The sequence below is a fragment of the Sulfitobacter sediminis genome (genome assembly GCF_040811725.1).
GTDB classification, from domain to species: Bacteria; Pseudomonadota; Alphaproteobacteria; order Rhodobacterales; family Rhodobacteraceae; genus Sulfitobacter; species Sulfitobacter sediminis.
Genome location: NZ_JBFNXX010000009.1, coordinates 52,940 through 76,985 on the forward strand (window position 1 = coordinate 52,940; position 24,046 = coordinate 76,985).

Sequence of the window (24,046 nt, forward strand, 5' to 3'; positions counted from 1 at the left end):
CCATGGCAGACAGACCAGAAAGAAAACGCGGCCTGGGACGGGGTCTGTCGGCTTTGATGGCGGATGTGGCAGAGACTGAGGCGGTTGCAGCCAAGGGGCCGGCGGCGGCAGAGCAATTTGTTGCAATTGAGCGAATCTCGCCAAACCCTGATCAGCCACGTAAGAGGTTCGAGAAATCCGAACTGGACGATCTGGCGGCGTCCATCAAGGAAAAGGGCGTGATTCAGCCCCTTATCGTCCGTGCCCGCGCAGACGGCAGTTTCGAGATCGTTGCGGGGGAGCGGCGCTGGCGGGCGGCACAATTGGCGCAGCTTCATGAGTTGCCGGTGATCGTGCGGGACTTCACCGATGTTGAGGTTCTTGAGGTCGCGATCATCGAAAACATCCAGCGTGCCAACCTAAACGCCATTGAAGAGGCCGCGGGGTATCGGCAGTTGATGGACAAGTTCGGCCATACGCAGGAAAAGATGGCAGAGGCTTTGGGCAAGAGCCGCAGTCACATCGCGAACCTCCTGCGGCTTCTCAATCTGCCTGATGCGGTGGTCGAGATGGTCCGTGAAGGTGCACTCAGCGCAGGACACGCGCGGGCGCTTGTTCCGGCGCAGGATCCGGTAAAGATGGCGCATCAGATCGTAAAGGGCGGGCTGTCGGTTCGGGCTGCGGAAGCACTGGTCAAGAAAGAGGCTTCGGCTTCCGAAAGTGGCGAGACACCGAAGCGAAAAGTGCAGACTGAAGAAAAGGACGCGGATACCAAGGCGCTTGAGGGCGATCTGTCGGCCTCGACCGGTATGAAGGTAACGATCGATCACAAGCCGGGCCAGGAAGGCGGGCGCTTGACGGTTCAGTATGGCTCCCTTGATGAACTGGATACCCTGTGCCGCATGCTGGGCGGGGGCTAGTCCGGGAGAAGCGCTTCAATTACGGCGTTCAAGACGACAAACCCTTGATTTGTAACGGTTAATCTGTCTTCGGCCAGCTGAATCATGCCGATCTGTTGAAGATGTTCCAGGTTTTCACGTCCCAGGCTTTTTCCACTCAAGTTGGCGTAGCGAGACAGGGAAACCCCTTCTTTCAGGCGGAGACCCATCAGGAGAAACTCCGTCGCCTGCGCGTCGCGGCCAAGCGCCTCGCGATCCCGTTCTGTCTGACCCAACGCAGCACCGGAAAGCCAACGGTCGGGATTGCTGAAACACTCCGTGGCCCAGCGCGTCCCGTTCTTCGTCAGGCGCCCGTGCGCCCCAGGACCGATTCCCAAGTAGTCCCCACAGCGCCAGTAGATCAGGTTGTGCCGCGATTGCGCGCCATCGCGGGCGTGGTTCGAAACTTCATATGCTGCCATTCCATGAGCGCCACAGATGTCTTGCGTCAGCGCATAAAGGTCCGCGCCGAGGTCTTCGTCCGGCAACCCCCGGAGCTTGCCCTTGGCATAGCGGTCGCCGAACGCCGTGCCTTGTTCGATGGTCAACTGATAAAGGGAAATGTGGTCAATCGCCAATGATAGAGCCTGATTCAGCTCCGCTTCCCAATCCGCAAGCGTCTGATCCTGTCGGCCGTAGATCAAATCGAAACTGACTCGCTCGAAGTGATTACGCGCAATGTCGAAAGCAGCAAGCGCTTCGTCGACGCTGTGGAGACGTCCGAGTCTTCTCAGATCGGGATCGTTCAGCGCCTGGATACCCATGGAGACACGATTGACGCCGGCGGCGCGGAAGGCGGCAAACCTTCCCGCCTCGACCGAGCTAGGGTTGGCCTCAAGCGTGATTTCGAGATCATTCGCAACGGGCCAGTGCTGACGGATTACGGCGATGATTGCGGCCACCGTGTCGGGGTCCATCAGGCTGGGTGTGCCACCCCCGAAAAAGACCGAGTTCAGGACGCGGCCGGGTGTCTCATGCGCCGCGCGCCGGATTTCTGACAGATAGGCCTCGCGCCAGGCTGACTGGTCGATGGAGCGGCTTACATGGCTGTTGAAATCGCAGTAGGGGCACTTTGCCTCACAGAACGGCCAATGAATGTAGAGGCCAAAGCCGCCCTGGCGCCAATCCTCAGTCAAAGCAACCCTTCAGCAGCTTTGCAACCGCATCCGCACGGTGGCTGATGGCGTTCTTCTGATCCGCCTCCATTTCGGCGAAGGTCGCATCGTATCCGTCCGGCTGGAACATCGGATCGTACCCATGACCAAGCTTTCCGCGCACCGGCCAGACCAGCGTACCAGAGACTGTTCCGGCGAAAACCTCGTCATGTCCGTCGGGCCAGGCGAGGACCAGCGTGGCGCAGAAGCGCGCCTTGCGGGGATGCGCCGCGCCGCGCTCTTCGAGGAGATTATGTGTCTTGGTCATTGCCATCATGAAATCGCGGCCATTCGGCGTTTCGGCCCAATCGGCGGTATAGACACCGGGTGCGCCGTCAAGTGCCTCGACCTCGATCCCTGAATCATCGGAAAGCGCGGGCAGACCGGTCGCCTTGGCGGCGGCGTGTGCCTTGATCCGGGCATTGCCGACAAAGGTGCTTTCGGTTTCTTCGGGTTCGGGCAGGTTCATCTCGGCAGCGCCCACGACGGTAATGCCGCGCGGTGCGAAAAGCTGCTGCATCTCTTCCAGCTTGCCCGCGTTATGCGTGGCGATCAGCAGTCGGTCCGAGGTGAATTTGCGTGTCACGCGGTCGCGCCCTTCTGGATTGCGACCAGCTCAGTGACACCTTTCTCGGCCAGATCCATCAGGGCGTTCATCTGGTCACGGGAATAGGTCGACCCTTCGGCGCTCATCTGCACTTCAATGAGGCGCCTCGACCCGGTCATGATGAAGTTCCCATCGACGCCAGCCTCGGAATCCTCGGGGTAGTCAAGATCGATAACCGGCTGGCCCGCGTAGATGCCGCAGCTGACGGCGGCAACCGGATCGGTCAGCGGATCGCTGATCACGTCGCCCGCCTTCATCAACTTGTTTACCGCGAGTCGCAGCGCAATCCAGCCACCGGTGATCGAGGCGCAGCGCGTGCCGCCGTCGGCCTGCAGAACGTCGCAGTCGACCGTGATCTGCCGCTCGCCCAGCGCCACGCGATCCACACCTGCGCGCAGCGACCGGCCGATCAGGCGCTGAATTTCAACAGTTCGCCCACCTTGTTTGCCCGCCGACGCTTCCCGCCGCATCCGGGTATTTGTTGCACGTGGCAACATCCCGTATTCTGCAGTGACCCAGCCCAGCCCGGACCCCTTGATAAACGGCGGCACGCGATCCTCGATTGTCGCGGTGCAGAGAACATGGGTATCCCCCATCTTGATCAGGGCAGAACCCTCGGCATGCTTTGTGAACCCCGTCTCGACAGAGACGGCACGCATTTCATCTAAGTTCCGGCCAGAGGGGCGCATGGCATTTCCTTTTATGGTACGGGCCGGGCATACTCCTCCCACGATGCGTGATGCAACCCCGATTGACGTTTGGAACCGGGGCACCTTTATTACAGTATCATGAGTCAACCCCAGTCAGACACTTCCAAGCTGCTGCAAGAGATGAACGACCGCTCCCGCGAGGTCTTTCGCCGAGTGGTCGAAGGCTACCTTGCAAGCGGCGATCCGGTAGGATCGCGCACGCTGACCCGGGACTTCAGCGAAAAGGTCAGCGCGGCCACCATCCGGAACGTCATGCAGGACCTGGAATACATGGGTCTTCTCGGCTCCCCCCATATCAGCGCGGGTCGTATCCCGACGCAGATGGGCTTGCGGATGTTCGTGGACAGCATGATCGAACTTGGCGACCCGACGGAAACGGATCGCGAGATGATCGATGCGACACTCGGCGACAATGCTTCTGATGTGACGGGCATCCTCGACAGGGTCGGTTCGGCACTTTCCGGGGTGACGCAAGGCGCGTCGCTGGTACTGACACCCAAGCACGAGGCGCCGATCAAACACATCGAATTCGTGTCTCTGTCGCAGGATCGCGCGCTGGTGGTACTGGTGTTTTCGGACGGACATGTGGAAAATCGGCTTTTTACCCCGCCGCTTGGGCAGACCCCAAGTTCCATGCGCGAGGCGGCGAATTTCCTCAACGCCATTGTCGAAGGCAAGACAATCAGCGAACTGCAGCGCACAATTGAAAGAGAGATTATGCTGCGGCGGCAGGAGATCGACATTCTTGCCCAGCAACTGGTCGAAAGCGGTTTGGCCCTTTGGGAAGGGGGGGACGAGAACTCCGAGAGATTGATCGTGCGCGGGAGGTCGAATCTGCTGGCGGGTGAGGCCGAGGAAGAAGATCTGGCACGCATCAAGACGCTGTTCGATGACCTTGAGCGCAAGCGTGATATCGCTGAATTCCTCGAACTGGCCGATGATGCCGAAGGCGTTCGCATTTTTATCGGCTCGGAAAACAAACTTTTCTCACTTTCGGGTTCCTCTCTGGTGGTTTCTCCTTATATGAACGCTGATCGAAAAGTGATCGGTGCGGTCGGGGTCATTGGGCCCACGCGTCTGAACTACGGACGCATCGTGCCAATCGTGAACTACACAGCACAGCTGGTGGGCAAACTGGTGTCCGACCGAAGCTAGAGGTGAAAGATGGCCGAGGCAAAAGAGAACGATTTTCTGGATGACCTGGAAGAGGCGATGGCGGAAGAATTCGCCAACCAGGATGCTGAGATCGACGATGATGCGATTGAGCTGGATCAGTTGCGCGCAGAGCGGGACGAGCTGAAGAACAAATTCATGCGTGCGCTGGCAGATGCCGAGAACGCGCGCAAGCGGTCCGAGAAAGACCGTCGCGAGGCGGAGCAATATGGCGGATCGAAACTGGCCCGCGATATGCTGCCCGTCTACGACAATCTGAAACGCGCACTGGAGGCGGCGACGGAAGAGCAGAAGGCGATTTCCGCCGCTTTGCTTGAAGGGGTCGAACTGACGATGCGTGAGCTGCTCAACGTCTTCAAGAAACACGGAATCGAGGTCATATCACCGGAAGTCGGCGACCGCTTCGATCCGCAACTCCATCAGGCGATGTTCGAGGCACCGGTGCCGGGTACCAAATCCGGCGATATCATCCAGGTGGCTGCCGAAGGGTTCATGCTGTATGACCGCCTGCTGCGCCCCGCACAGGTTGGCGTGTCGTCGCAGCCTGCGTCCTGAGACCCGGATCCTTTCAAGTCAACAGAGGCGGTCAGCCCTTGGCCGCCTCTTTCAATTTGTAGATCAGATCAAGCGCCTCGCGCGGGGTCAATTCATCCGGGATGATCTCTGCTAGCTGCTCTTCGACCTTCGATGATTTCTGAACCGGGGGCCGAGGTACCGGTGTGGCCGAGAAAAGCGGCAGATCGTCGATGAGGGTCTTCTGCGTGGCCCCGCCTTCGCGCTCGCCTTTCTCCAACGCATCCAGCACAACGCGCGCACGGGCGATCACGCTGTCAGGCAGTCCGGCCAATTGGGCAACCTGCACGCCGTAGGATCGGTCCGCGGCACCCTTCCGAACCTCGTGCAGAAAGATCACTTCACCTTCCCATTCCTTGACGGCGACCGTTGCATTGTCGACGCCGTCAAGCTTGCCGGCCAGGGCGGTCATCTCGTGGTAATGTGTCGCAAAGAGCGCGCGGCATTTGTTGACGTCGTGCAGATGCTCCAGCGTCGCCCAGGCAATTGAGAGACCATCGTAGGTCGCCGTACCGCGGCCGATCTCGTCGAGAATTACAAGCGCGCGGTCATCCGCCTGATTGAGAATCGCCGCGGTTTCCACCATTTCGACCATGAACGTCGACCGCCCGCGCGCGAGATCGTCCGAGGCACCGACACGGCTGAAAAGCTGGCTGACGATACCGATATGTGCGGAGCTTGCAGGCACGAAGCTGCCCATCTGGGCCATCAGTGCGATCAATGCATTCTGTCGCAAAAAGGTGGATTTGCCTGCCATGTTCGGTCCGGTCAGAAGCCAGATATTCCCGGCATCGTCCTCTGCGCTCAGATCGCAGTCGTTGGCAATAAATGGCTCGCCCGATTGCTGAGAGAGGGCACGTTCTACGACCGGATGACGGCCGCCCGTGATCTCGAAGGCGCGGGTGTCGTCGACCCGGGGCCGCACCCAGTTCTCGGTACTGGCCAGTTCGGAGAGAGAGAGGGCAAGGTCAATCTCGGCAAGGGCCGATGACGTCTGACCGATTTCCGCCGCCACATCGAGAATTGCTTCCTTGAGCCTTTCATAGAGCCGTTTCTCGATTTCCAGCGCATGGTTCCCCGCGTTCAGAATCCGGGTTTCGAGGTCCGAGAGTTCGACCGTGGTGAACCGGACCTGGTTCGCAGTCGTTTGACGATGGATGAAGGTTTCGCTGAGCGGAGGCGACATCATCTTTTCCGCGTGGGTCGCCGTCGTTTCTACGAAGTAGCCAAGGACATTGTTGTGCTTGATCTTGAGTGACGAAATCCCTGTGTCAGAGACGAATTTCTGCTGCATTCCAGCAATCACACCGCGTCCCTCATCCCGTAGCTTGCGTGCCTCGTCGAGTTCCGTGTTGTAGCCCGGTGCGATGAAACCGCCGTCGCGGGCGAGCAAGGGCGGCTCTGCAACAAGCGCTTCGTCAAGAAGCGAAATCAGTTGCCCGTGCCTCCCAAGGCCTCCAGTAGCGTTGGCGAGGAGATCCGGCAGGTCTTCAGATTGCAAGCGCCCGGCCAGCCGTTCGGCTTCGGCCAGCCCATTGCGTATGGCGGCAAGGTCACGGGGGCCGCCACGGTCGAGCGACAGACGCGACAGGGCGCGGTCGAGATCGGGCACCTTGCGTAGCGTTTCACGCATATCGCGGGCCAGTCTCATGTTGTCAAAGCCAAAGCTGACTGCGTCGAGGCGAGCGGTGATGACGTCACGCACGCGCGAAGGGCTCGAGATTCGCCGCTCGAGCAGTCGTGCGCCCCCCGCTGTGCAGGTCCTGTCCATCAGCGCGAGGAGCGATCCAGCACGCCCGCCCCCAACACCGTGTGTCAGTTCAAGGTTGCGCCGGGTCGCGGTGTCAATCTGAACCGTGCGTGCCGCGCTCTCCTTTTGCGGCGGGCGCAGCAGGGGCAGCTTGCCCTTTTGCGTAATCTCGAGATAGGCGATCAGAGCGCCCATTGCCGCCACCTCGGCGCGATTGAAGGTGCCGAAGGCGTCGAGTGTCGCGATGGCGAAGAGATCGCAAATCCGTTTCTCGGTCCCGGTGCTGTCGAAAGCGGATCGTGAAAGCCCGGTCAGCGCGATGCCGAAATCAGAGACTAACTGAGCCAATTCACGCTCTTTCGCCTCTGACACAATCAGTTCCGAGGGGGCCAGCCGGGCCAGTTCCGGCCCCAGCCGCACTTGCGCGATTTCCATGACGTGAAACGCGCCCGTCGAAATATCGACCCACGCAAACGCGCTATTGTCCCGTACCTCTGCAAAGGCGGCGAGGTAGTTGTGCCGCCGCGCCTCGAGCAGGGAATCCTCGGTCAGGGTGCCCGGTGTAACCAGCCGCACCACGTCCCGTTTGACGACCGCCTTGTAGCCTCGCTTTTTTGCCTCTGCTGGGCTTTCCATCTGTTCGCAGACGGCAACACGAAATCCCTTTCGGATCAGCGTCAACAGATAGCCTTCGGCGGCATGGACGGGTACGCCGCACATCGGGATGTCTTTTCCATCGTGCTTGCCGCGCTTGGTCAGTGCGATGTCGAGCGCTTCTGCCGCAGCGACCGCATCATCGAAGAACATCTCGTAGAAATCGCCCATCCGGTAGAACAGCAGTGCCCCCTCGTGCGCCGCCTTGATCTCCAGATATTGCGCCATCATCGGCGTTGTCTTTGCGTCGCTCAACATTGTCCCCCCGGCCGTCCCCTGTCTGTACAAAACCACGGTGTCGGGGGAAAGGGGCGGCACAAACCCCTTCGCGCTAGACGGGTAGGGTGCCCATGGTACAACGGGTCAGTCAAAACAAAAGCTGGCTTGGGCCGGGTGAGCAGCATGACCGACTTCCTGTCGCAGCCCGATGCGGTGTTTCTCAATCCCTGGCGGGATGGGGGGCTGCAGCTTTTGCGGCGGCCCGAAAAAACTTGGCAATCGATGCCAAAGACGCGGATCGCCGGTGTCGCCGCGAGCGCCGAGAAGGAAACCACTGCGCAGCTGGAAAAGCTCATTCGAACGGCAGAACGCGATCGAAACTTTGCCGAGGCGATTTGTTTCGCAAGTGTACCGGTCCTGATCGACAATGCGAGTTTTGTGAAGTCTTACGTGGCGGTGCGGGATCAACTGCTGCTCAGTGGGGCAGTCGGCACGCGTTTGCTGAACCGCTACAGGTGGGTTCACGAGGAGGCGGGTCTCGACGGGAATGACCGGCTTGACGCATATTTCGCAACCTGCCGAGAAAAGAATGCAGCGGCTGAAATACCGGCGATTTCCGACTTGTTAGAGACTGATATCGCGTTTGCTGTCCCCTGCAGGAACACGTTCAACTATTTCCATTTCCTCACCGAGTCGCTCTGCCAGTTGACCCTGCTGGACGAGATCAACTTTGAGGGTGATATCATCTTTCATTTCCCAAATCCCGAAGACCGGCAGCGCCCCTTCGCCAAGGCCTTTGTCGAGGCGCTCTTTCCCGAGTACGTCGGGCGCGTGCACTTTCAGCGGGCACCACGGCACTACGACAAGGTTATGACGGGTTACGACATGGCAGGCGGCCTGTTCCAGGCGCCCGAAGCCGACATCGCCGGGATTGCGGATCTCTTGCCCGATAGCCTGAAGAAGAAGGGGGGCGTGACATCCGTCGCCGCGCGGCGGCCTCTTTCGGCAAACATCGTGAACGCATCGCTTCTGGCGCTCCGTGAACGGGCCCTGAAGGCGATTGAAGGCCAGGATTTCAGCCACCTGCCCAAGCGGTTCTTTGTCGGCCGCGACGATCGGCGCAGTCGGATGCGGCGGATGGAGGGGGAGGACATGCTTTTTGAGCATCTCGATCTCTTCGGCTTCGACTACGTTGTCTTTGAAAGCCTTGATCCGCTGGAACAGATCGCCCTGATGGCGGGGGCCGAGATCATGGTGTCCTATCACGGTGCCGGTTTCACCAACATGCTTTTCGCCAATCCTGACGCCTGCGTGATCGAGTTGGGCAACTTGCAGACAGCACAGCAACGCTGGGGGGACTTCTGGCCGTTGGCCCATGCGGCGGGTTGTACCTACGTCACCTTTTTCGGAGATACCAAGGAGGAAGACCCCGAAGAACTTGCGCAACGTGACACCGGCGGGCTTGCCTCCGTTTCGATCTCGCGCGAGGCGACGGGGCAGATCATGGCCTTTATCGTCTCTTTTCTCGGCCAGTACCCGACGCTCAAGTCCGCCGGGACGGTTGAAAAACTGGCCCGCACCCTGCTACGGGTGGGGGCCAAGGAACATGCAATGGCCGTTCTTGAGAACCACGCGGAACTGCTGGCAGGGCACGCCGAACTTTGCCTGCTCAAGGCAGACTGTCACAAGGCGATGCATGAGACGAAATCCGAGCTTGTCGCTCTCGATTCCGCATTCAAGGCCGATCCGTCGCGATGGCAGATGCTGATCCGCATCATCTGGTGCGCGAACAGTTGCGAAAGGCCACAGGTGATCCGCTGGGCGCTGTCACGGCTCAAGGCCGACTTTCCCGAAAGACACGCGGCATTCATCAGCAATCATGACTGGATTCGCTACGTCGCCTGAGCCATGGCGAGATTGTGCACCGCCAAGATCAAAGCTACGGTGCGCGAAAAATAGGGAATTCACCGACCGTGACCAAGAACCGTATCACCTCGGAAGAGGCGCTTGCCTTTCATCTTGAGCCGACACCCGGCAAGTTCGAGATCACCGCCACCGTGCCGATGACCACCCAGCGCGACCTGTCGCTGGCCTATTCGCCCGGCGTTGCCGTGCCCTGCGAAGCCATCGCGGAGCAGCCGGAAACGGCCTACGATTATACCAACAAAGGCAACCTCGTCGCCGTGATCTCGAACGGGACGGCGGTTCTGGGGTTGGGCAACCTCGGCGCGCTCGCGTCCAAGCCGGTGATGGAAGGGAAGGCGGTTCTCTTCAAGCGGTTTGCCGATGTGAACTCCATCGACATCGAGCTGGATACCGAGGACACGGACGCCTTCATCAACGCGGTCAAACTGATGGGGCCGACCTTTGGCGGTATCAACCTTGAAGACATAAAGGCGCCCGAGTGCTTCATCATCGAACAGCGCCTCAAGGAAGAGATGGACATCCCCGTCTTCCACGATGACCAGCACGGCACGGCGGTCATCTGTGCGGCAGGGCTGATCAACGCGCTGCATATCTCCGAAAAGAAGATCGAGGACGTGCGCATCGTGCTGAACGGCGCGGGGGCTGCCGGGATCGCCTGCCTCGAGCTACTCAAGGCGATGGGAGCCCGGCACGATAATTGCATCATGTGCGACACGAAGGGCGTGATCTATCAGGGCCGTACCGAGGGCATGAACCAGTGGAAATCGGCCCATGCGGTCAAGACCGAAATGCGCACGCTTGAAGAGGCCATGAAAGGGGCGGATGTGTTCCTTGGCGTCTCGGTCAAGGGTGCGGTGACACAGGCGATGGTCGAGAGCATGGCGGACAATCCGGTCATCTTTGCCATGGCGAACCCGGACCCCGAGATCACGCCGGAAATGGCGCATGAGGTGCGGCCGGATGCCATCGTGGCGACGGGACGGTCGGACTACCCGAACCAGGTCAACAACGTGCTGGGTTTTCCATACCTATTTCGCGGGGCGCTCGACATCAATGCGCGTGCGATCAACGACGAGATGAAGATCGCCTGTGCCCATGCGCTGGCGCATCTCGCACGAGAGGATGTACCGGATGAGGTCGCGCTGGCCTATGGCAAGACGCTCAGCTTTGGCCGCGATTACATCATCCCGACCCCCTTCGATCCGCGCCTTATCCACCGGATCCCGCCAGCAGTGGCCAAGGCCGGAATGAATACCGGTGCCGCGCGGCGGCCGATCATCGACATGGAAGCCTACGAGGTCAACCTCAAGTCGCGTATGGATCCGACGGCCAATATCCTGCGCGGGATCAACGCGCGGGCGCGGGCGAACCAGGCGCGCATGATCTTTGCGGAAGGCGACGATCCACGCGTGCTGCGGGCGGCGGTGACCTACCAGCGCTCGGGTCTTGGAAAGGCGCTGGTCGTGGGCCGGCCGGATGACGTGAAGAAAAAGCTGGAAGATGCGGGGATGTCGGATGCCGTACGCGAGCTTGAGGTCGTGAATGCGGCCAAGACCGATCATCTCGATACTTACAAGACATACCTCTACAACCGGCTGCAGCGGCGCGGCTTTGACGCCAAGGACATTCACCGACTGGCGGCCCGCGACAGGCACGTCTTTGCCGCGCTGATGCTGGCCCATGGACATGGCGATGGTCTCGTTACCGGCGCCACGCGCAAGTCGGCGCATGTTCTCGACCGGCTGAACCATGTCTTCGAGGCGAATGCCGAGCACGGGGCGGCGGGCTTTACTGCGTTGCTGCACAAGGGACGAATCGTCTTTATCGCCGATACGCTGGTGCACGAATGGCCGGACGAAAACGACCTTGCCAACATCGCGGAACGCGGCGCGCGTGTCGTGCGCCACCTTGGGCTCGAGCCGCGTGTCGCCTTCGTCAGCTTTTCGACCTTCGGCTATCCGTTGTCCGAGCGCGCGGTCAAAATGCACTCGGCCCCCAAGGTGCTGGACGCACGCGGCGTGGATTTCGAATACGAGGGCGAAATGACCGTCGACGTTGCGCTGAACGCGGCGGCGCAGGCGCACTATCCATTCTCGCGCCTGACGGGACCTGCGAATATCCTGATCGTGCCCGCACGCCATTCGGCAAGCATTTCTGTGAAACTGATGCAGGAGATGGCCGGAGCTACGGTTATCGGTCCGATTCTGACGGGTCTCGACAAGTCGATCCAGATTTGCTCCACGACGGCGACGGCGAATGATATCCTCAACATGGCTATCCTCGCGGCCTGCAAGGTAGGCGAATGATCTGGAACCTCGGCTCGATCAATGTCGATAATTTCTATCACCTGACCCATCTGCCCGCGCCGGGCGAGACGATTGCGGCGACGCGCTTTCACCAGGGTCTGGGGGGCAAGGGGGCAAACATGTCTGTCGCCGCCGCCCGGGCGGCAGCGCGGGTGGCGCATCTCGGGGCCGTGGGGCCGGATGGAAAATGGGCGGTCGAGCGCCTCCTGGAGTATGGCGTCGATACCCGGCACATCGCCACCGTCGGAACTGCTACAGGCCATGCCAATATCAACGTCGATGCGGGCGGTGAGAACAACATCGTCATCTTTCCGGGTGCGAACCATGCGATTAGCGAGGCGATGATCGGCGCGGCGCTGGCCGAGGCCAGTCCGGGCGATTTCCTTCTGATGCAGAACGAGACCTGCGGACAGGCCTATGCGGCTGCGACAGCCAAGACCCTTGGTCTGCGGTTTGCCTATGCGGCGGCTCCCTTTTCGGCGGCGGCAGTGCAGGAGGTTCTGCACTATATCGACCTGCTTGTCCTGAACGCGGTCGAGGCCGCGCAGTTGGTCGAGGCGACCGGGCGGGACATCACGGAACTGCCCATCGACGACGTTGTCATCACACTTGGGGCGGACGGCTGCAAATGGGTCTCTAACAAGCAGGGAACAGTGGAGAGATACCCGGCTCACCCGGTTGATGTGGTCGATACCACGGGCGCGGGCGATACTTTTACCGGTTACCTAGTTGCGGCAATTGACCGGGGTTTGCCGATGGATCAGGCGATCGACCTCGGCATGCGAGCAGCGGCGCTGATGGTCGCAAGGGAGGGAACAGCGGATGTGATCCCCGACCTCAAGGAAATACAGGATCACGACTTCGGTTGAGGCAAGCCGTGCTTTAGCTCACGAAGGGTGCGTCCGAACCCCAGAGCTGTTTCACACGCGCGTCGCGGCCGCAGCCCTTGCGATACCGCTTGTAGGCCGTGGATTTCTTGACCCCGATCCCGACCGATGTGACCGCCAGCCGGTCGTCGCTCTTATAATAATCCTGGTGGTAGTCGTCCGCCGGGTAGAAGGGTGAAGTATCGAGGATGGGCGTGACAATGGTCTGACCAAGTGCTGCCTGTGCATCGGCTTTCGCTTGCTCAGCTGCGGCGCGCTGCGCTTCGTTCGCCGGGAAGACCGCAGTTCGATAGCTTTCGCCCCGGTCACAGAACTGGCCGCCCGCATCCGTGGGATCGATGGACCGGAAGAACAGGTTCAGAAGAGTGTCGCGGCTTGTGACATCGGGATCGAAGGTAATCTGGACAGCCTCGTAGTGTCCCGTGCCGCCTGCGGTGACCTGCTTGTAGGTTGGATTGGCCGTCTTTCCGCCGGCAAATCCGGAAACCGCCTCCTTCACGCCGCGCACCGATTCGAAGTCTGCTTCGACGCACCAGAAACAGCCGCCTGCAACGGTCAGTGTTTCAAGCTCTGCCGCCCGGACCGGTTTGGATTGTGCGCAAAAGCCGATGACGATCAGCGCGGCCAGCGCGAAGGTCTTGAACGTGGAGAGATGGGACATGGCAGTGTACTTTCAGGATCAGCTTGTCGATGCAGGGGAGATAGCGCAATGCGTGGGCACGCCATGTCACGGGCAGGTGAAGGCAATTTACCGCTTGGCACCCCGCTGTAACATTCCTAGCGTCGCGGTGAATTTGAGGAGAAGGCCATGCGTATCGCAATGTGGTCCGGGCCGCGTAATCTGAGCACGGCGATGATGTACAGCTTTGGGGCCCGCCAAGATTTTGCGGTGATGGATGAGCCGTTCTACGCGGCCTTTCTCGCTGCAGGCGGTGCAGATCACCCGATGCGGGAAGAGATCCTCGACGCCCATGAAACAGACCCTAACAAGGTCGATCTGGCCTGCCGGTCAGAGGGCACGCCGCATCTCTACATGAAGCACATGCCGCATCACATGCTGGACGGGTTTCCGATGGGATGGGCAGAAGGCTGTGTGCACCTCCACCTGATCCGCCACCCCGCGCGCGTGATCGCCAGCTACACCGCCAAGCGCGAAAGCCCGACGTTGGAAGACATCGGGTTTGCGCAGCAGGTCGCGGTTTACGAAGAGCTGGGCGGGGTCGTGGTCGACAGCACAGATATTCGCGCCGATCCGGAGGAAATGCTCCGCAGGATTTGCGACGCGATTGGTCTACCCTTTGACCCTGCCATGCTGAATTGGCCTGCGGGGCCGAGGGCCGAGGACGGTATCTGGGCGAAACACTGGTATGGTGCGGTCCATCAGAGCACCGGATTTGCGGGAGCGGAGGGGGAATTGCCCCTGTTAGAGCCTGATATGCAGAAGCTGATGGAGCGCGCGCTGCCCTACTACGAGCGGATGGCGGCGCGGAAGATTTAGCCCTTCAGCCGCCTGTCCCGTGCCGCCAGAAGCTTGAGCCGCAGTGCGTTCAGCTGGATGAAACCTGCCGCATCCTTCTGGTCGTAGGCACCGGCATCATCCTCGAAGGTCACATGCGCCTCGGAATAGAGCGAATGATCAGACCAACGGCCGACGCACCGGGCATGGCCCTTGTAGAGTTTGAGGCGCACGGTGCCCGTCACATGGGTCTGGCTGGCGTCGATGGCCGCCTGCAGCATGCTGCGTTCGGGCGAGAACCAGAAGCCGTTGTAGATCAGCTCGGCGTAGCGCGGCATCAGCTCATCCTTGAGGTGCATCGCGCCACGGTCGAGCGTGATGGACTCGATCCCGCGATGTGCTTCCAGCAGAAGCGTGCCACCCGGTGTCTCGTAGATGCCCCGCGACTTCATGCCGACAAAACGTCCCTCGACCAGGTCCAGCCGCCCGCAGCCGTGCTTGCCGCCCAGCTCGTTCAGCTTGGTGAGCAGGGTGGCCGGAGACATCTTTTCGCCGTTGATAGAGACTGCATCGCCCCGCTCGAAGCCGATCTCGACATATTCCGGTTCGTCCGGCGCCTTCTCCGGATCGACGGTGCGCTGGTAGACGTAATCAGGCGCGTCGATGGCGGGGTCTTCGAGCACTTTGCCCTCCGACGAAGTGTGCAACAGGTTCGCATCCACGCTGAACGGCGCCTCGCCACGCTTGTCCTTGGCGATGGGAATCTGGTTCTTTTCGGCAAAGTCGATCAGCTTGGTCCGGCTGGTCAGGTCCCATTCCCGCCACGGCGCGATGACCTTGATCGACGGGTTCAGAGCATAGGCGGAAAGTTCGAACCTCACCTGGTCGTTACCCTTGCCGGTGGCCCCATGGGCCACGGCATCGGCCCCTACTTCCTCGGCAATCTCAACCAGCCGCTTCGAAATCAGCGGGCGGGCAATGGAAGTCCCCAGCAGGTAGAGCCCTTCGTAAACCGCATTGGCGCGAAACATCGGGAAGACGAAGTCGCGCACGAATTCCTCGCGGATGTCCTCGATGTAAATCTCCGAGGCACCCATCATTTCGGCTTTCTTACGGGCCGGTTCCAGCTCTTCCCCCTGACCCAGATCGGCGGTGAAGGTCACCACTTCGCAGCCGTATTCGGTCTGAAGCCATTTCAGGATGATCGAGGTATCGAGACCGCCGGAATAGGCGAGCACAACTTTCTTGGGCGCGGACATGGGATTTCCTTTCTCACTTGGCTCGCGAGGTATCCGGTTTTCCGCGCTTGGGCAAGACGACGCGCCGCGTTGACCTATGTGTTTCGCATCCCTATCGAGGGGGCGGGCATCCGGAGGCACGGCTATGACAGAGAATTTCCAGGCAATGGCGACGCTCGCCGCCGCGAAGATGCGGCAGGTGTTTCCAGCGACGCCGCTGCTGAAGAACGAATTGCTGTCCGACCGTTTCGGGGCCGAGATCTGGCTCAAACGCGAGGACCTGACACCGGTCCGTTCCTACAAGCTGCGGGGCGCTTTCAACGCGATGCGCAAGGTCATCCCCGATCAACAGCTTTTCGTCTGCGCCTCCGCGGGCAATCATGCGCAGGGCTTGGCCTTCATGTGCAAGTATTTCGGGGTGCAGGGTGTGATATTCATGCCGGTGACGACACCCGAGCAGAAGATCTTCAAGACCAAGATGTTCGGTGGCGACTTCGCGGATGTCAGACTGGTCGGTGACTATTTCGACGAAACGCTGGTGGCCGCGCAGAAGTTCTGTGCCGAGAAGGGTGCGCATTTCCTGTCGCCCTTCGACGACGACGACGTGATCGAGGGCCAGGCCTCGGTCGCCGTCGAGATCGAGCAGGAGTTGGGCCGTGTGCCCGATCACATCGTAATGCCCGTGGGCGGTGGCGGTCTGTCGGCCGGCGTCGTCGGCTATTTCGGAAGCGAGTGCCGCTATACCTTTGTCGAGCCCTCAGGCGCGAAGAGCCTTGCTGCCGCCATTGAAGAAGGTGCGCCAGTGGATGTCTCGCCCATCGATTCCTTCGTCGACGGTGCTGCCGTGGCGAAGATCGGGGCGCGGCCGTTTGAAAAGCTGAAGGGCGTAGCACGGGAAGACATCATCGACCTGCCCGAGGATCGTATCTGTTGCACCATCGTCGAGATGCTGAATGTGGAGGGGATCGTGCTTGAGCCTGCCGGGGCCATGTCGATCGAGGCGCTGAGCGACATCGTGGAGCAGATCAAGGGCAAGACGGTTGTCTGCGTTGTCACGGGTGGCAATTTCGATTTCGAACGCCTGCCCGAGGTGAAGGAACGCGCTCAGCGGTTCGCAGGGCTAAAGAAATATTTCATCCTCCGGCTGCCCCAGCGTCCCGGATCGCTTCGCGATTTCCTCGACCGTCTGGGTCCGCACGATAACATCACGCGATTCGAATACATGAAGAAGTCGGCGCGCAATTTCGGCTCTGTCCTGATCGGGATCGAGACCGACAAACCGGAAAATTTCGACAATCTTTTCAAGCGTATCGAAGAGACCGGCTTTACCTATACCGACATCACCAACGACGAAACCCTCGCGCAATTCGTGATCTGACGCCGGAGCTTCAGTCCCTCAACAGATCCCCCAAACCCGACAAAAATCCCTGTTTAGACACTGCATAGTTAGTCTGAACACGCTCAATGCCAGCATCATCGCAAAGTCCGTCACCTGCCCTGCGCTCTTCTTCTTCACAGAGTGCGGCGAGATCCTCAAACCCGAGATTCAGCGCGCCGCTGCGCAGGAAATGGAGCTTGAGCGCGAGTGTCTGCTGATCCGGAGCGTCCTGCAGTTGGGTCACCACGCTTTCAACCTCGGAGAAAAACAACGCGACCACTTCTTCGAAGTCCTCGCTGCCGACCTCGTCTCGGAGCTGGCTGACCCGGTTCCAGTCAATCATGGGATACCTCGTTTGCCCTTTGTGCCTTTCTGCGCGGAAGGTGCTTAAGAAACCGCAACGCTGCCCGCCCAAAAACACCTTGATTTCAAGCATTAAACCTCCCTTAAGCACCGTCACGCTACTGACCCGGTTGGGCAGCAGAAGAACGAAACAAGATGTCTCAATCCGAAGCGATCTCCGCCAACGTCGAGGTGGCGTCGAAACCGGCGGTTCCGTATCGCCTTCTGATCGTGGATGACAGCCGCTTGCAGCGACGCATCCTGTGCGCCACCCTTGCCGGTTGGGGCTTTGACGTGACGGAGGCAGGATCGGCCGAGGAAGCGCTGGAGCGCTGCGAAGAGGAGCTGCCTGATATCGTGCTGAGCGACTGGGTCATGCCCGGCATGTCGGGGATCGAATTCTGCCGCCGTTTTCGGCAGATGTCCGGGGCCGAATACGGCTATTTCATCCTGCTGACGTCCAAGAGCGATCGTTCGGAGGTGGCCCATGGGTTGGACGCCGGCGCAGACGATTTCCTGACCAAGCCCGTTGATTCGAACGAGTTGCGGGCACGCATCAGCGTCGGTGAAAGGATCATCGGGGTTCATCGCAAATTGCAGGAGAACAACCGTCTCGTCAGCGCCACTCTGAACGAGCTGAAATACGTTCAGGACCTTCTCGACAAGGACCTGATGGAGGCGAAAAAGCTTCAGCAGTCGCTGATCCGGGAGCGTCATCGTGATTTTGACGAGGGTGCGGTTTCTTTGCTGCTGCGATCCGCCGGACAGGTCGGCGGCGATCTTGTGGGCTTCTTTCCCGCCGATGCGGGCAAGCTTTTTCTCTATGCGCTGGACGTCTCGGGTCATGGTGTCTGTTCGGCACTCATGACAGCACGGCTTGCCGGCATCCTGTCTGAGACATCGCCAGATCAGAACTTTGCCCTGACAAAGCGGGCAGGCGGAGGCTATGCCGCGATCGGGCCGTCCAGGGTGGCCGAATGCCTGAACAGGCTCATCCTGAAAGAGATCGAGACCGAGCAATATGTGACCATGGCCCTTGCGCTGGTCGATCTTGCGACGGGTCGCGTGACCGTGACTCAGGCAGGCCACCCCCACCCCGTCGTGCAAAGGCAGGACGGTTCGGTCATTCATACCGGCAGCGGCGGGTTTCCGATCGGCTTGATCGCCGGGGCCGAGTTCCGCGAATTCGAGCTGACGCTCGCATCCGGAGACCGGTTGATGCTGCTTTCGGACGGGGTGACGGAGTGTCTTGCACCGGACGGAAGAATGCTGGGTGAGGATGGGTTGAGCGCCATAGCCGAACGGCTGCAGCAAGTCAGTGGGCTGAAGTTCTTCGACGCCCTTGTGTGGGAACTGGGACGCTTTGCCGGGACGGAAGATTTCTCGGACGATGTGTCGGGCGTCCTCTTTGAATACCTCGGTCCCGCGTCAGCGCGCGAAACGCCGGAGGAATAGCCGGTCCCCATCGTTGCCCAGCGATGCGATGGCGTCGTCCGGGGGCAATAGAAGCGTCAGATGGTCAGGCTCGACCGGTTCCGTGATCCGGGAAACCGGCAATGCACAGTAGACATGGCAAAGCTTCTCCGCCCAAAGGTCGTATTCGGGCATGAAGACGAAACGGCGAAACGCACCCAGCCTGCGTGGCCGCGCGATGCGCCATCCGGTTTCTTCCAGCACCTCGCGGTGCAAGGCCTGCAAGGGCGATTCGCCCTGATCGACGCCGCCACCCGGCAATTGCACATCGGGTTGCGGTCTGGTTTGCAGCGTCAGCAGGAAGCGCCCGCCAAGCGGCAGGATCGCGTAAACGCCGGGCCTGAGACGATAGGAGATGTCCTTGCGGGGCGTTTCACCGACGCGCCTGATCATATCCGGTCCCCTTTATCCACTGCTTGCCCCGACTATATAGACGCGGTATGCCAACCGGCCCGAGATAAGGAAACCCCGATGACTGCCCCGACCGCGAACGGAAACCAGATTGCCTGGGATGACAGCGTGCTGCCCTTCCAGCTGGACAAAAGCGACATGCGTGGCCGTGTTGCCCGTCTGGACGGTGTGCTTGAAGGTATCCTGAGCCAGCATGATTATCCCCCGCAGGTCGAGGCGCTGGTGGCCGAGATGGCGTTGCTGACGGCGCTGATTGGCCAGACGATCAAGCTGCGGTGGAAGCTGTCGCTTCAGGTTCAGTCCAAGGGGGCTGTGCGGATGATCGCGACAGATTACTACGGGCCGCAGGAAGACGGGCGTTCTGCGCAGATCAGGGCCTACGCAAGCTACGATGCCGACCGCCTGACCGACGGCGATCCCTTCGACCAGGTAGGCGAAGGATATTTCGCGATTATGATCGACCAGGGCAAGGGCATGGCCCCTTATCAGGGCATCACGCCGCTGGATGGCAAGTCCCTCGCCGCTTGCGCAGAGGCATACTTTGCCCAATCCGAGCAGCTACCGACACGCTTCTCGCTGAGTTTCGGCCGATCCTCTGGCCCAGCCGAGCCCGAACACTGGCGCGCAGGCGGTGTAATGCTGCAGCATATGCCGAAAGCGTCGCCCTTCGCTGCCAGAGGTGAGGGAAGCGGGGGCGTGCTGTCGGCAAGCGATCTGGTCCAGGGCGACGAGGAAGAGAATTGGAACCGGGTCAACATTCTACTCGACACCGTCGAAGACTTGGAACTGATCGGCCCGAGCGTTCCGCCGACCGACCTGCTGCTGCGCCTTTTCCACGAGGAAGCGCCCCGCGTTTTCGACGCGCAGGCTGTGCGTTTTGGCTGCACCTGTTCCGAGGACCGCGTGCGCCAGAGCCTGTCGATCTACTCCGCAAAGGACATCGAGAAGATGACCACGGACGATGGCCGCGTGACCGCTGACTGTCAGTTCTGCGGGGCGCATTACGATCTCGACCCCGCGACCGTGGGGTTCGAAGCCGAAGCAGCCTCCGGTGATTGACAGTATCGAGCAGGTGCGCGAGGCGCTGGGCCGGGCAGGTGCAGAGACCTCCGATTTCGACCTGAACCCTGATGTGAAGCTGCCCGAGGGGCGCAAGCTGCGCCCTGCAGGCGTTCTGGCACCCATCGTCGCGCGCGGCGATGGGCTGCACCTGTTGCTGACGAAACGGTCTTCGGCACTCAAGCATCATCCGGGTCAAATCGCCTTTCCCGGCGGCAAACAGGATGAGGGCGACGCGGATGTGATCGCCGCGGCCTTGCGTGAAGCCAACGAAGAGATCGGTCTGCCCTATGACCTGGTTGATGTACTGGGGACGATGCCTGCGCATGAAACGGTGACGGGGTTCACCGTTACACCGGTTTTTGCCTTTGTCAGAGACACATTCGAGGTTATCCCGGAGCCCGGCGAAGTGGATGAAGTCTTTTCGGTCCCGCTTACGCATGTGGCCGATCCCCGGAACTACCTCATCGAGTCCCGTCGCTGGCGTGGCACACGGCGGCATTATTTCACGGTGCCCTACGGCCCCTATTACATCTGGGGCGCAACCGCGCGTATGCTGCGCGCATGGTCCGACCGCATGACATCGTGATCCCGCCCGAGACGCGCTGGTTGAACGACCCTGCCGCGGCAGAGGTCTGTGGAGTCATCGAAGCGGCGGGGTACGAGATTTTCTTTGTCGGCGGCTGCGTGCGCAACGCGATCATCGGTCAGGCCGACAGCGACGTCGACATGTCCACCAACGCGCTTCCCGAATGTGTCATGGAGATCGCCGAGGCAGCGGGGCTCAAAGCCGTTCCAACGGGGATCGACCACGGTACCGTGACGGTCGTGGCGCAAGGCGCGCCTTTCGAGATCACGACTTTTCGCCGGGACGTGGATACCGACGGTCGCCGCGCTGTTGTGGCGTTTTCCGAGGATATCAGTGATGACGCCCGCCGGCGCGATTTCACGATGAACGCGCTTTATGCCACGGCACAGGGGCAGATCGTCGATCCGCTGGATGGCCTTCCTGACCTTCTGGCCCGACGCATCCGGTTCATCGAGGATCCGGCGGCACGGATCAGGGAAGACTACCTGCGCATTCTGCGCTTCTTCCGTTTCTTCGCCTGGTACGCTGATCCGATGGAAGGTTTCGACGCCGATGCGATGGCTGCAATCGCTGCGAATATCGACGGGTTAGAGAGACTTTCGGCCGAGCGTGTGGGTCAGGAGATGGCCAAGCTCTTGTCGGCGCCCGATCCCGGCCCGGCGCTGGCGGCGATGCGGCAAACCGGTGTCCTTCCCACCGTATTGCCCGGCGCTGACGATTGTTTTGTGCCGATCCTCGTCCATCTGGAAGGCGAGTTGTCGTTCGAGCCTTGCTGGATTAACCGCCTTGCCCTCCTTGGTGGTGAAAACGTGGCGGAACGGTTCCGGCTGAGCAAAGCCGATGCGAGACGTCTGGGTCTGATGCAGGATATCGGTTTCAACGGACCGCCTCTGGCCGAGATCGCGTATCGACACGGGGTCAATGTTGCGCAGGGCGCCATGTTGCTCCGTGCCGCCCTGGCACGGGAAACGCCGGAATTGTCTCTTTTAGAGACGATTTCAGAGGCCAGTCGCGCAATATTCCCCGTGAAGGCAGCGGATCTGCAGCCGGATTATCAAGGTCCCGCGCTGGGCGCGAAGTTGAAAGAGCTTGAGCAGAGATGGATCGATTCCGGCTTTTCACTCGGCAAGGTTGCGCTGCTCAAGGGTGTCTGAGGGTCGACTCGAAGGCCGCGCTCGTCTATGCAGGTTTCCAGAACATGGAGGGTTACAAGATGTATCGCGGGATCTGGTTCGGCTGAAGCCGTCATAACCACGTCTCTTGCCGGAGCGCGCAGCAGGCGCATCCGGGCATCTGGTATATCCCGATTCAAGGCATTCGCCCATGTTCCGTTTTTTCGAAAACCTGATTGATCCCTATACCGACTACGCCCAAACCGACACACCGCCGCAGAGGCTCTGGCCGTTCCTTTGGGACTATTGTCAGCCGTTCAAACGCGTCTTTGTCGTCGCCGCGCTTTTCTCAGTCGTTGTCGCGACCATCGAGATCGGGCTGATCTATTACATGGGTCGCCTTGTCGATCTGCTGGGTTCGGACCCCGCGCAACTCTGGGCCGACCATGGTACCGAGCTTTTGCTGGTCGCGCTTTTCATCCTGCTTTTGCGCCCGTTGATCCAGGGGCTTGATGTCGCGCTGTTGAACAATGCGATCCTGCCTAATTTCGGGACCCTGATCCGCTGGCGCGCGCACCGGCAGGTTCTGCGGCAGTCGGTGGGCTGGTTCGAGAACGACTTTGCCGGCCGGATCGCCAACCGGATCATGCAGACGCCGCCGGCCGCTGGCGAAGTGATCTTCCAGACCTTCGACGCGATTTCCTATTCGCTGGCCTACCTGATCGGTGCCGCGATCCTGCTCAGCACCTCGGACTGGCGGCTGATGCTGCCGCTGCTGATCTGGTTCGTACTCTACGCCTTTCTGGTGCAATGGACGGTGCGGCGCGTTGGGCCTGCCTCGCAGGCGGCTTCGGACGCCCGCAGCCAGGTGACGGGGCGCGTGGTGGATGCCTATACCAACATCCACTCGGTCAAGATGTTCGCGCACCATGATCTGGAAGTTGCCCACGCGGGTGAGGCGATCGAGCATGCGCGGCGCACGTTCCAGAAGGAAATGCGCATCTTCACCATCATGGATGTGGGCCTGACCATTCTGAACGGTCTGCTGATCCTTGGCGTCGTGGGCTGGGCGCTGGCGCTCTGCACCTGGGGTCAGGCATCGGTGGGTGTTGTCGCGGCGGCAGCGGCGCTGACACTGCGGTTGAATGCCATGACCGGCTGGATCATGTGGGCGCTTTCGACGTTCTTCCGCGAGCTTGGCGTTGTCGCCGAGGGGATGGAGACCATCGCCCAGCCTATCGCGCTGGTGGACAAGAAGGACGCAAAGCCGTTGAAGCTGAAACGGGGACGGATCGAGATCGAGAACCTGACCCATCATTACGGGCAGGCGCAAGGCGGTCTGCAGGGCGTGACGCTGCACATCGAACCGGGTGAACGGATCGGCCTTGTGGGTCGTTCCGGTGCCGGAAAGTCGACCCTCGTCAAGCTCTTGCTGCGATTCTACGACGTCGAAGGGGGTCGCATCCTGATCGACGGGCAGGACATCTCGGAAGTGACGCAGGACAGCCTGCGGCGACAGATCGGGATGGTGCAGCAGGACAGCTCGCTCTTGCACCGGTCGGTGCGTGCCAACATCCTTTACGGCAATCCCGAAGCAGATGAGGACGAGATGATCGCGGCGGCCGAACAGGCACGCGCGCATGAGTTCATTCAGGGTCTCAGCGATGCCGATGGGCACCGTGGTTACGCCGCACGCGTAGGCGAGCGGGGTGTGAAGCTGTCCGGTGGTCAGCGCCAGCGTATCGCCCTTGCGCGGGTGATCTTGAAGGATGCGCCGATCCTCGTCCTGGACGAGGCGACGAGCGCGCTCGACAGCGAGGTCGAGGCGGCGATTCAGGAAACGCTTTATGGCATGATGGCGGGAAAGACGGTGATCGCGATTGCCCATCGGCTGTCCACCATCGCCGAAATGGACCGCATCGTGGTGCTGGATGAAGGGCGGATTGTCGAAGAAGGAAGTCACGACATGCTTTTGGCGAAGGGCGGCCTATATGCCAGTTTCTGGAGCCGCCAGTCAGGCGGTTTTCTGAAGCTGGATCAGGTTGCCGAGGAATAGCGCGTGAAAGTAGCTGACTGGATCAATCCCTTTGCCACGGCTGACGGTCCGCCGCC

21 protein-coding genes are annotated in these 24,046 nt (G+C 60.6%); 13 read left to right on the forward strand and 8 right to left on the reverse strand.

What is annotated here, in order from left to right:
- Positions 1-2 precede the first annotated feature (2 nt).
- Positions 3-899 carry a ParB/RepB/Spo0J family partition protein gene (locus tag AB2B41_RS13025; RefSeq protein ID WP_367878234.1) on the forward strand — a complete coding sequence of 299 codons (897 nt, stop codon included), beginning with the start codon at positions 3-5 and terminating at the stop codon, positions 897-899.
- Here AB2B41_RS13025 and hemW read toward each other — a convergent pair.
- From hemW to rph, 3 genes are read right to left on the reverse strand one after another with little or no spacing between them, the layout of a single operon-like run.
- Positions 896-2,053, reverse strand: a complete 1,158-nt coding sequence (gene hemW / locus AB2B41_RS13030; RefSeq protein WP_367878235.1) for a radical SAM family heme chaperone HemW — start codon at positions 2,051-2,053, stop codon at positions 896-898. The two genes, AB2B41_RS13025 and hemW, sit on opposite strands and share 4 nt — an antisense overlap.
- Positions 2,046-2,657, reverse strand: coding sequence for an RdgB/HAM1 family non-canonical purine NTP pyrophosphatase (rdgB, locus tag AB2B41_RS13035; RefSeq protein ID WP_367878236.1), 612 nt, complete (start codon positions 2,655-2,657; stop codon positions 2,046-2,048). The genes hemW and rdgB overlap by 8 nt, the downstream gene beginning before the upstream one ends.
- Positions 2,654-3,367, reverse strand: a complete 714-nt coding sequence (gene rph / locus AB2B41_RS13040) for a ribonuclease PH (protein ID WP_367878237.1) — start codon at positions 3,365-3,367, stop codon at positions 2,654-2,656. The genes rdgB and rph overlap by 4 nt, the downstream gene beginning before the upstream one ends.
- Before the next feature lie 141 nt (positions 3,368-3,508).
- Here rph and hrcA point away from each other — a divergent pair, with 141 nt between their 5' ends.
- Together hrcA and AB2B41_RS13050 are read left to right on the forward strand one after the other, a co-directional pair.
- Positions 3,509-4,543 carry a heat-inducible transcriptional repressor HrcA gene (gene hrcA / locus AB2B41_RS13045; RefSeq protein ID WP_367878350.1) on the forward strand — a complete coding sequence of 345 codons (1,035 nt, stop codon included), beginning with the start codon at positions 3,509-3,511 and terminating at the stop codon, positions 4,541-4,543.
- Positions 4,544-4,552: 9 nt separating this feature from the next.
- Positions 4,553-5,116 carry a nucleotide exchange factor GrpE gene (locus AB2B41_RS13050; protein ID WP_367878238.1) on the forward strand — a complete coding sequence of 188 codons (564 nt, stop codon included), beginning with the start codon at positions 4,553-4,555 and terminating at the stop codon, positions 5,114-5,116.
- 31 nt (positions 5,117-5,147) lie between these two features.
- Here the strand turns inward: AB2B41_RS13050 and mutS are convergent, their stop codons facing one another.
- Positions 5,148-7,796 (reverse strand): DNA mismatch repair protein MutS, encoded by a 2,649-nt coding sequence (mutS, locus tag AB2B41_RS13055; protein ID WP_420014292.1) that lies wholly within the window; start codon positions 7,794-7,796, stop codon positions 5,148-5,150.
- A gap of 144 nt (positions 7,797-7,940) precedes the next feature.
- Here mutS and AB2B41_RS13060 point away from each other — a divergent pair, with 144 nt between their 5' ends.
- From AB2B41_RS13060 to AB2B41_RS13070, 3 genes are all read left to right on the forward strand, one after another.
- Positions 7,941-9,662, forward strand: coding sequence for a glycosyltransferase 61 family protein (locus AB2B41_RS13060; protein WP_367878239.1), 1,722 nt, complete (start codon positions 7,941-7,943; stop codon positions 9,660-9,662).
- 68 nt (positions 9,663-9,730) lie between these two features.
- Positions 9,731-11,989: an NADP-dependent malic enzyme gene (locus AB2B41_RS13065; protein WP_367878240.1), complete on the forward strand. Its 2,259-nt coding sequence runs from the start codon at positions 9,731-9,733 to the stop codon at positions 11,987-11,989.
- Positions 11,986-12,858 (forward strand): ribokinase, encoded by an 873-nt coding sequence (locus AB2B41_RS13070; RefSeq protein WP_367878241.1) that lies wholly within the window; start codon positions 11,986-11,988, stop codon positions 12,856-12,858. Before AB2B41_RS13065 ends, AB2B41_RS13070 begins: the two co-directional genes overlap by 4 nt.
- Positions 12,859-12,871: 13 nt before the next feature.
- Here the strand turns inward: AB2B41_RS13070 and msrA are convergent, their stop codons facing one another.
- Positions 12,872-13,537, reverse strand: a complete 666-nt coding sequence (gene msrA / locus AB2B41_RS13075; protein WP_367878242.1) for a peptide-methionine (S)-S-oxide reductase MsrA — start codon at positions 13,535-13,537, stop codon at positions 12,872-12,874.
- A gap of 147 nt (positions 13,538-13,684) precedes the next feature.
- On the opposite strand from msrA, the gene AB2B41_RS13080 reads away from it, so the two are divergent.
- Positions 13,685-14,374, forward strand: a complete 690-nt coding sequence (locus AB2B41_RS13080) for a sulfotransferase-like domain-containing protein (RefSeq protein WP_367878243.1) — start codon at positions 13,685-13,687, stop codon at positions 14,372-14,374.
- Here the strand turns inward: AB2B41_RS13080 and AB2B41_RS13085 are convergent.
- Complete coding sequence (locus AB2B41_RS13085) at positions 14,371-15,591, reverse strand: argininosuccinate synthase (RefSeq protein ID WP_367878244.1); 1,221 nt, start codon at positions 15,589-15,591, stop codon at positions 14,371-14,373. The genes AB2B41_RS13080 and AB2B41_RS13085 overlap by 4 nt on opposite strands.
- Before the next feature lie 124 nt (positions 15,592-15,715).
- Here AB2B41_RS13085 and ilvA point away from each other — a divergent pair, with 124 nt between their 5' ends.
- Entirely contained in the window at positions 15,716-16,948 is a 1,233-nt protein-coding gene (gene ilvA / locus AB2B41_RS13090; RefSeq protein ID WP_367878245.1) for a threonine ammonia-lyase IlvA, read from the forward strand.
- A 10-nt stretch (positions 16,949-16,958) separates the two neighbouring features.
- Here ilvA and AB2B41_RS13095 read toward each other — a convergent pair whose 3' ends face one another.
- Positions 16,959-17,384: an Hpt domain-containing protein gene (locus AB2B41_RS13095; protein ID WP_367878246.1), complete on the reverse strand. Its 426-nt coding sequence runs from the start codon at positions 17,382-17,384 to the stop codon at positions 16,959-16,961.
- Between the two features lie 62 nt (positions 17,385-17,446).
- Here AB2B41_RS13095 and AB2B41_RS13100 point away from each other — a divergent pair, with 62 nt between their 5' ends.
- Positions 17,447-18,745, forward strand: coding sequence for a PP2C family protein-serine/threonine phosphatase (locus AB2B41_RS13100; RefSeq protein WP_367878247.1), 1,299 nt, complete (start codon positions 17,447-17,449; stop codon positions 18,743-18,745).
- Here AB2B41_RS13100 and AB2B41_RS13105 read toward each other — a convergent pair.
- Positions 18,719-19,156 carry an NUDIX domain-containing protein gene (locus AB2B41_RS13105; protein ID WP_367878248.1) on the reverse strand — a complete coding sequence of 146 codons (438 nt, stop codon included), beginning with the start codon at positions 19,154-19,156 and terminating at the stop codon, positions 18,719-18,721. The genes AB2B41_RS13100 and AB2B41_RS13105 overlap by 27 nt on opposite strands.
- 78 nt (positions 19,157-19,234) lie before the next feature.
- Between AB2B41_RS13105 and hslO the strand changes: the two genes are divergently transcribed.
- The 4 genes from hslO to AB2B41_RS13125 all read left to right on the forward strand — a co-directional run bounded on the left by hslO (position 19,235) and on the right by AB2B41_RS13125 (position 23,990).
- A complete protein-coding gene (gene hslO, locus AB2B41_RS13110; RefSeq protein ID WP_367878249.1) occupies positions 19,235-20,233 on the forward strand; it encodes an Hsp33 family molecular chaperone HslO in 999 nt (332 codons plus the stop codon).
- Positions 20,226-20,822, forward strand: coding sequence for a CoA pyrophosphatase (locus tag AB2B41_RS13115; RefSeq protein ID WP_367878250.1), 597 nt, complete (start codon positions 20,226-20,228; stop codon positions 20,820-20,822). Before hslO ends, AB2B41_RS13115 begins: the two co-directional genes overlap by 8 nt.
- Positions 20,798-21,976, forward strand: a complete 1,179-nt coding sequence (locus tag AB2B41_RS13120; protein WP_367878251.1) for a CCA tRNA nucleotidyltransferase — start codon at positions 20,798-20,800, stop codon at positions 21,974-21,976. Before AB2B41_RS13115 ends, AB2B41_RS13120 begins: the two co-directional genes overlap by 25 nt.
- Positions 21,977-22,145: 169 nt before the next feature.
- Positions 22,146-23,990 carry an ABC transporter ATP-binding protein gene (locus tag AB2B41_RS13125; protein ID WP_367878252.1) on the forward strand — a complete coding sequence of 615 codons (1,845 nt, stop codon included), beginning with the start codon at positions 22,146-22,148 and terminating at the stop codon, positions 23,988-23,990.
- Positions 23,991-24,046 lie beyond the last annotated feature (56 nt).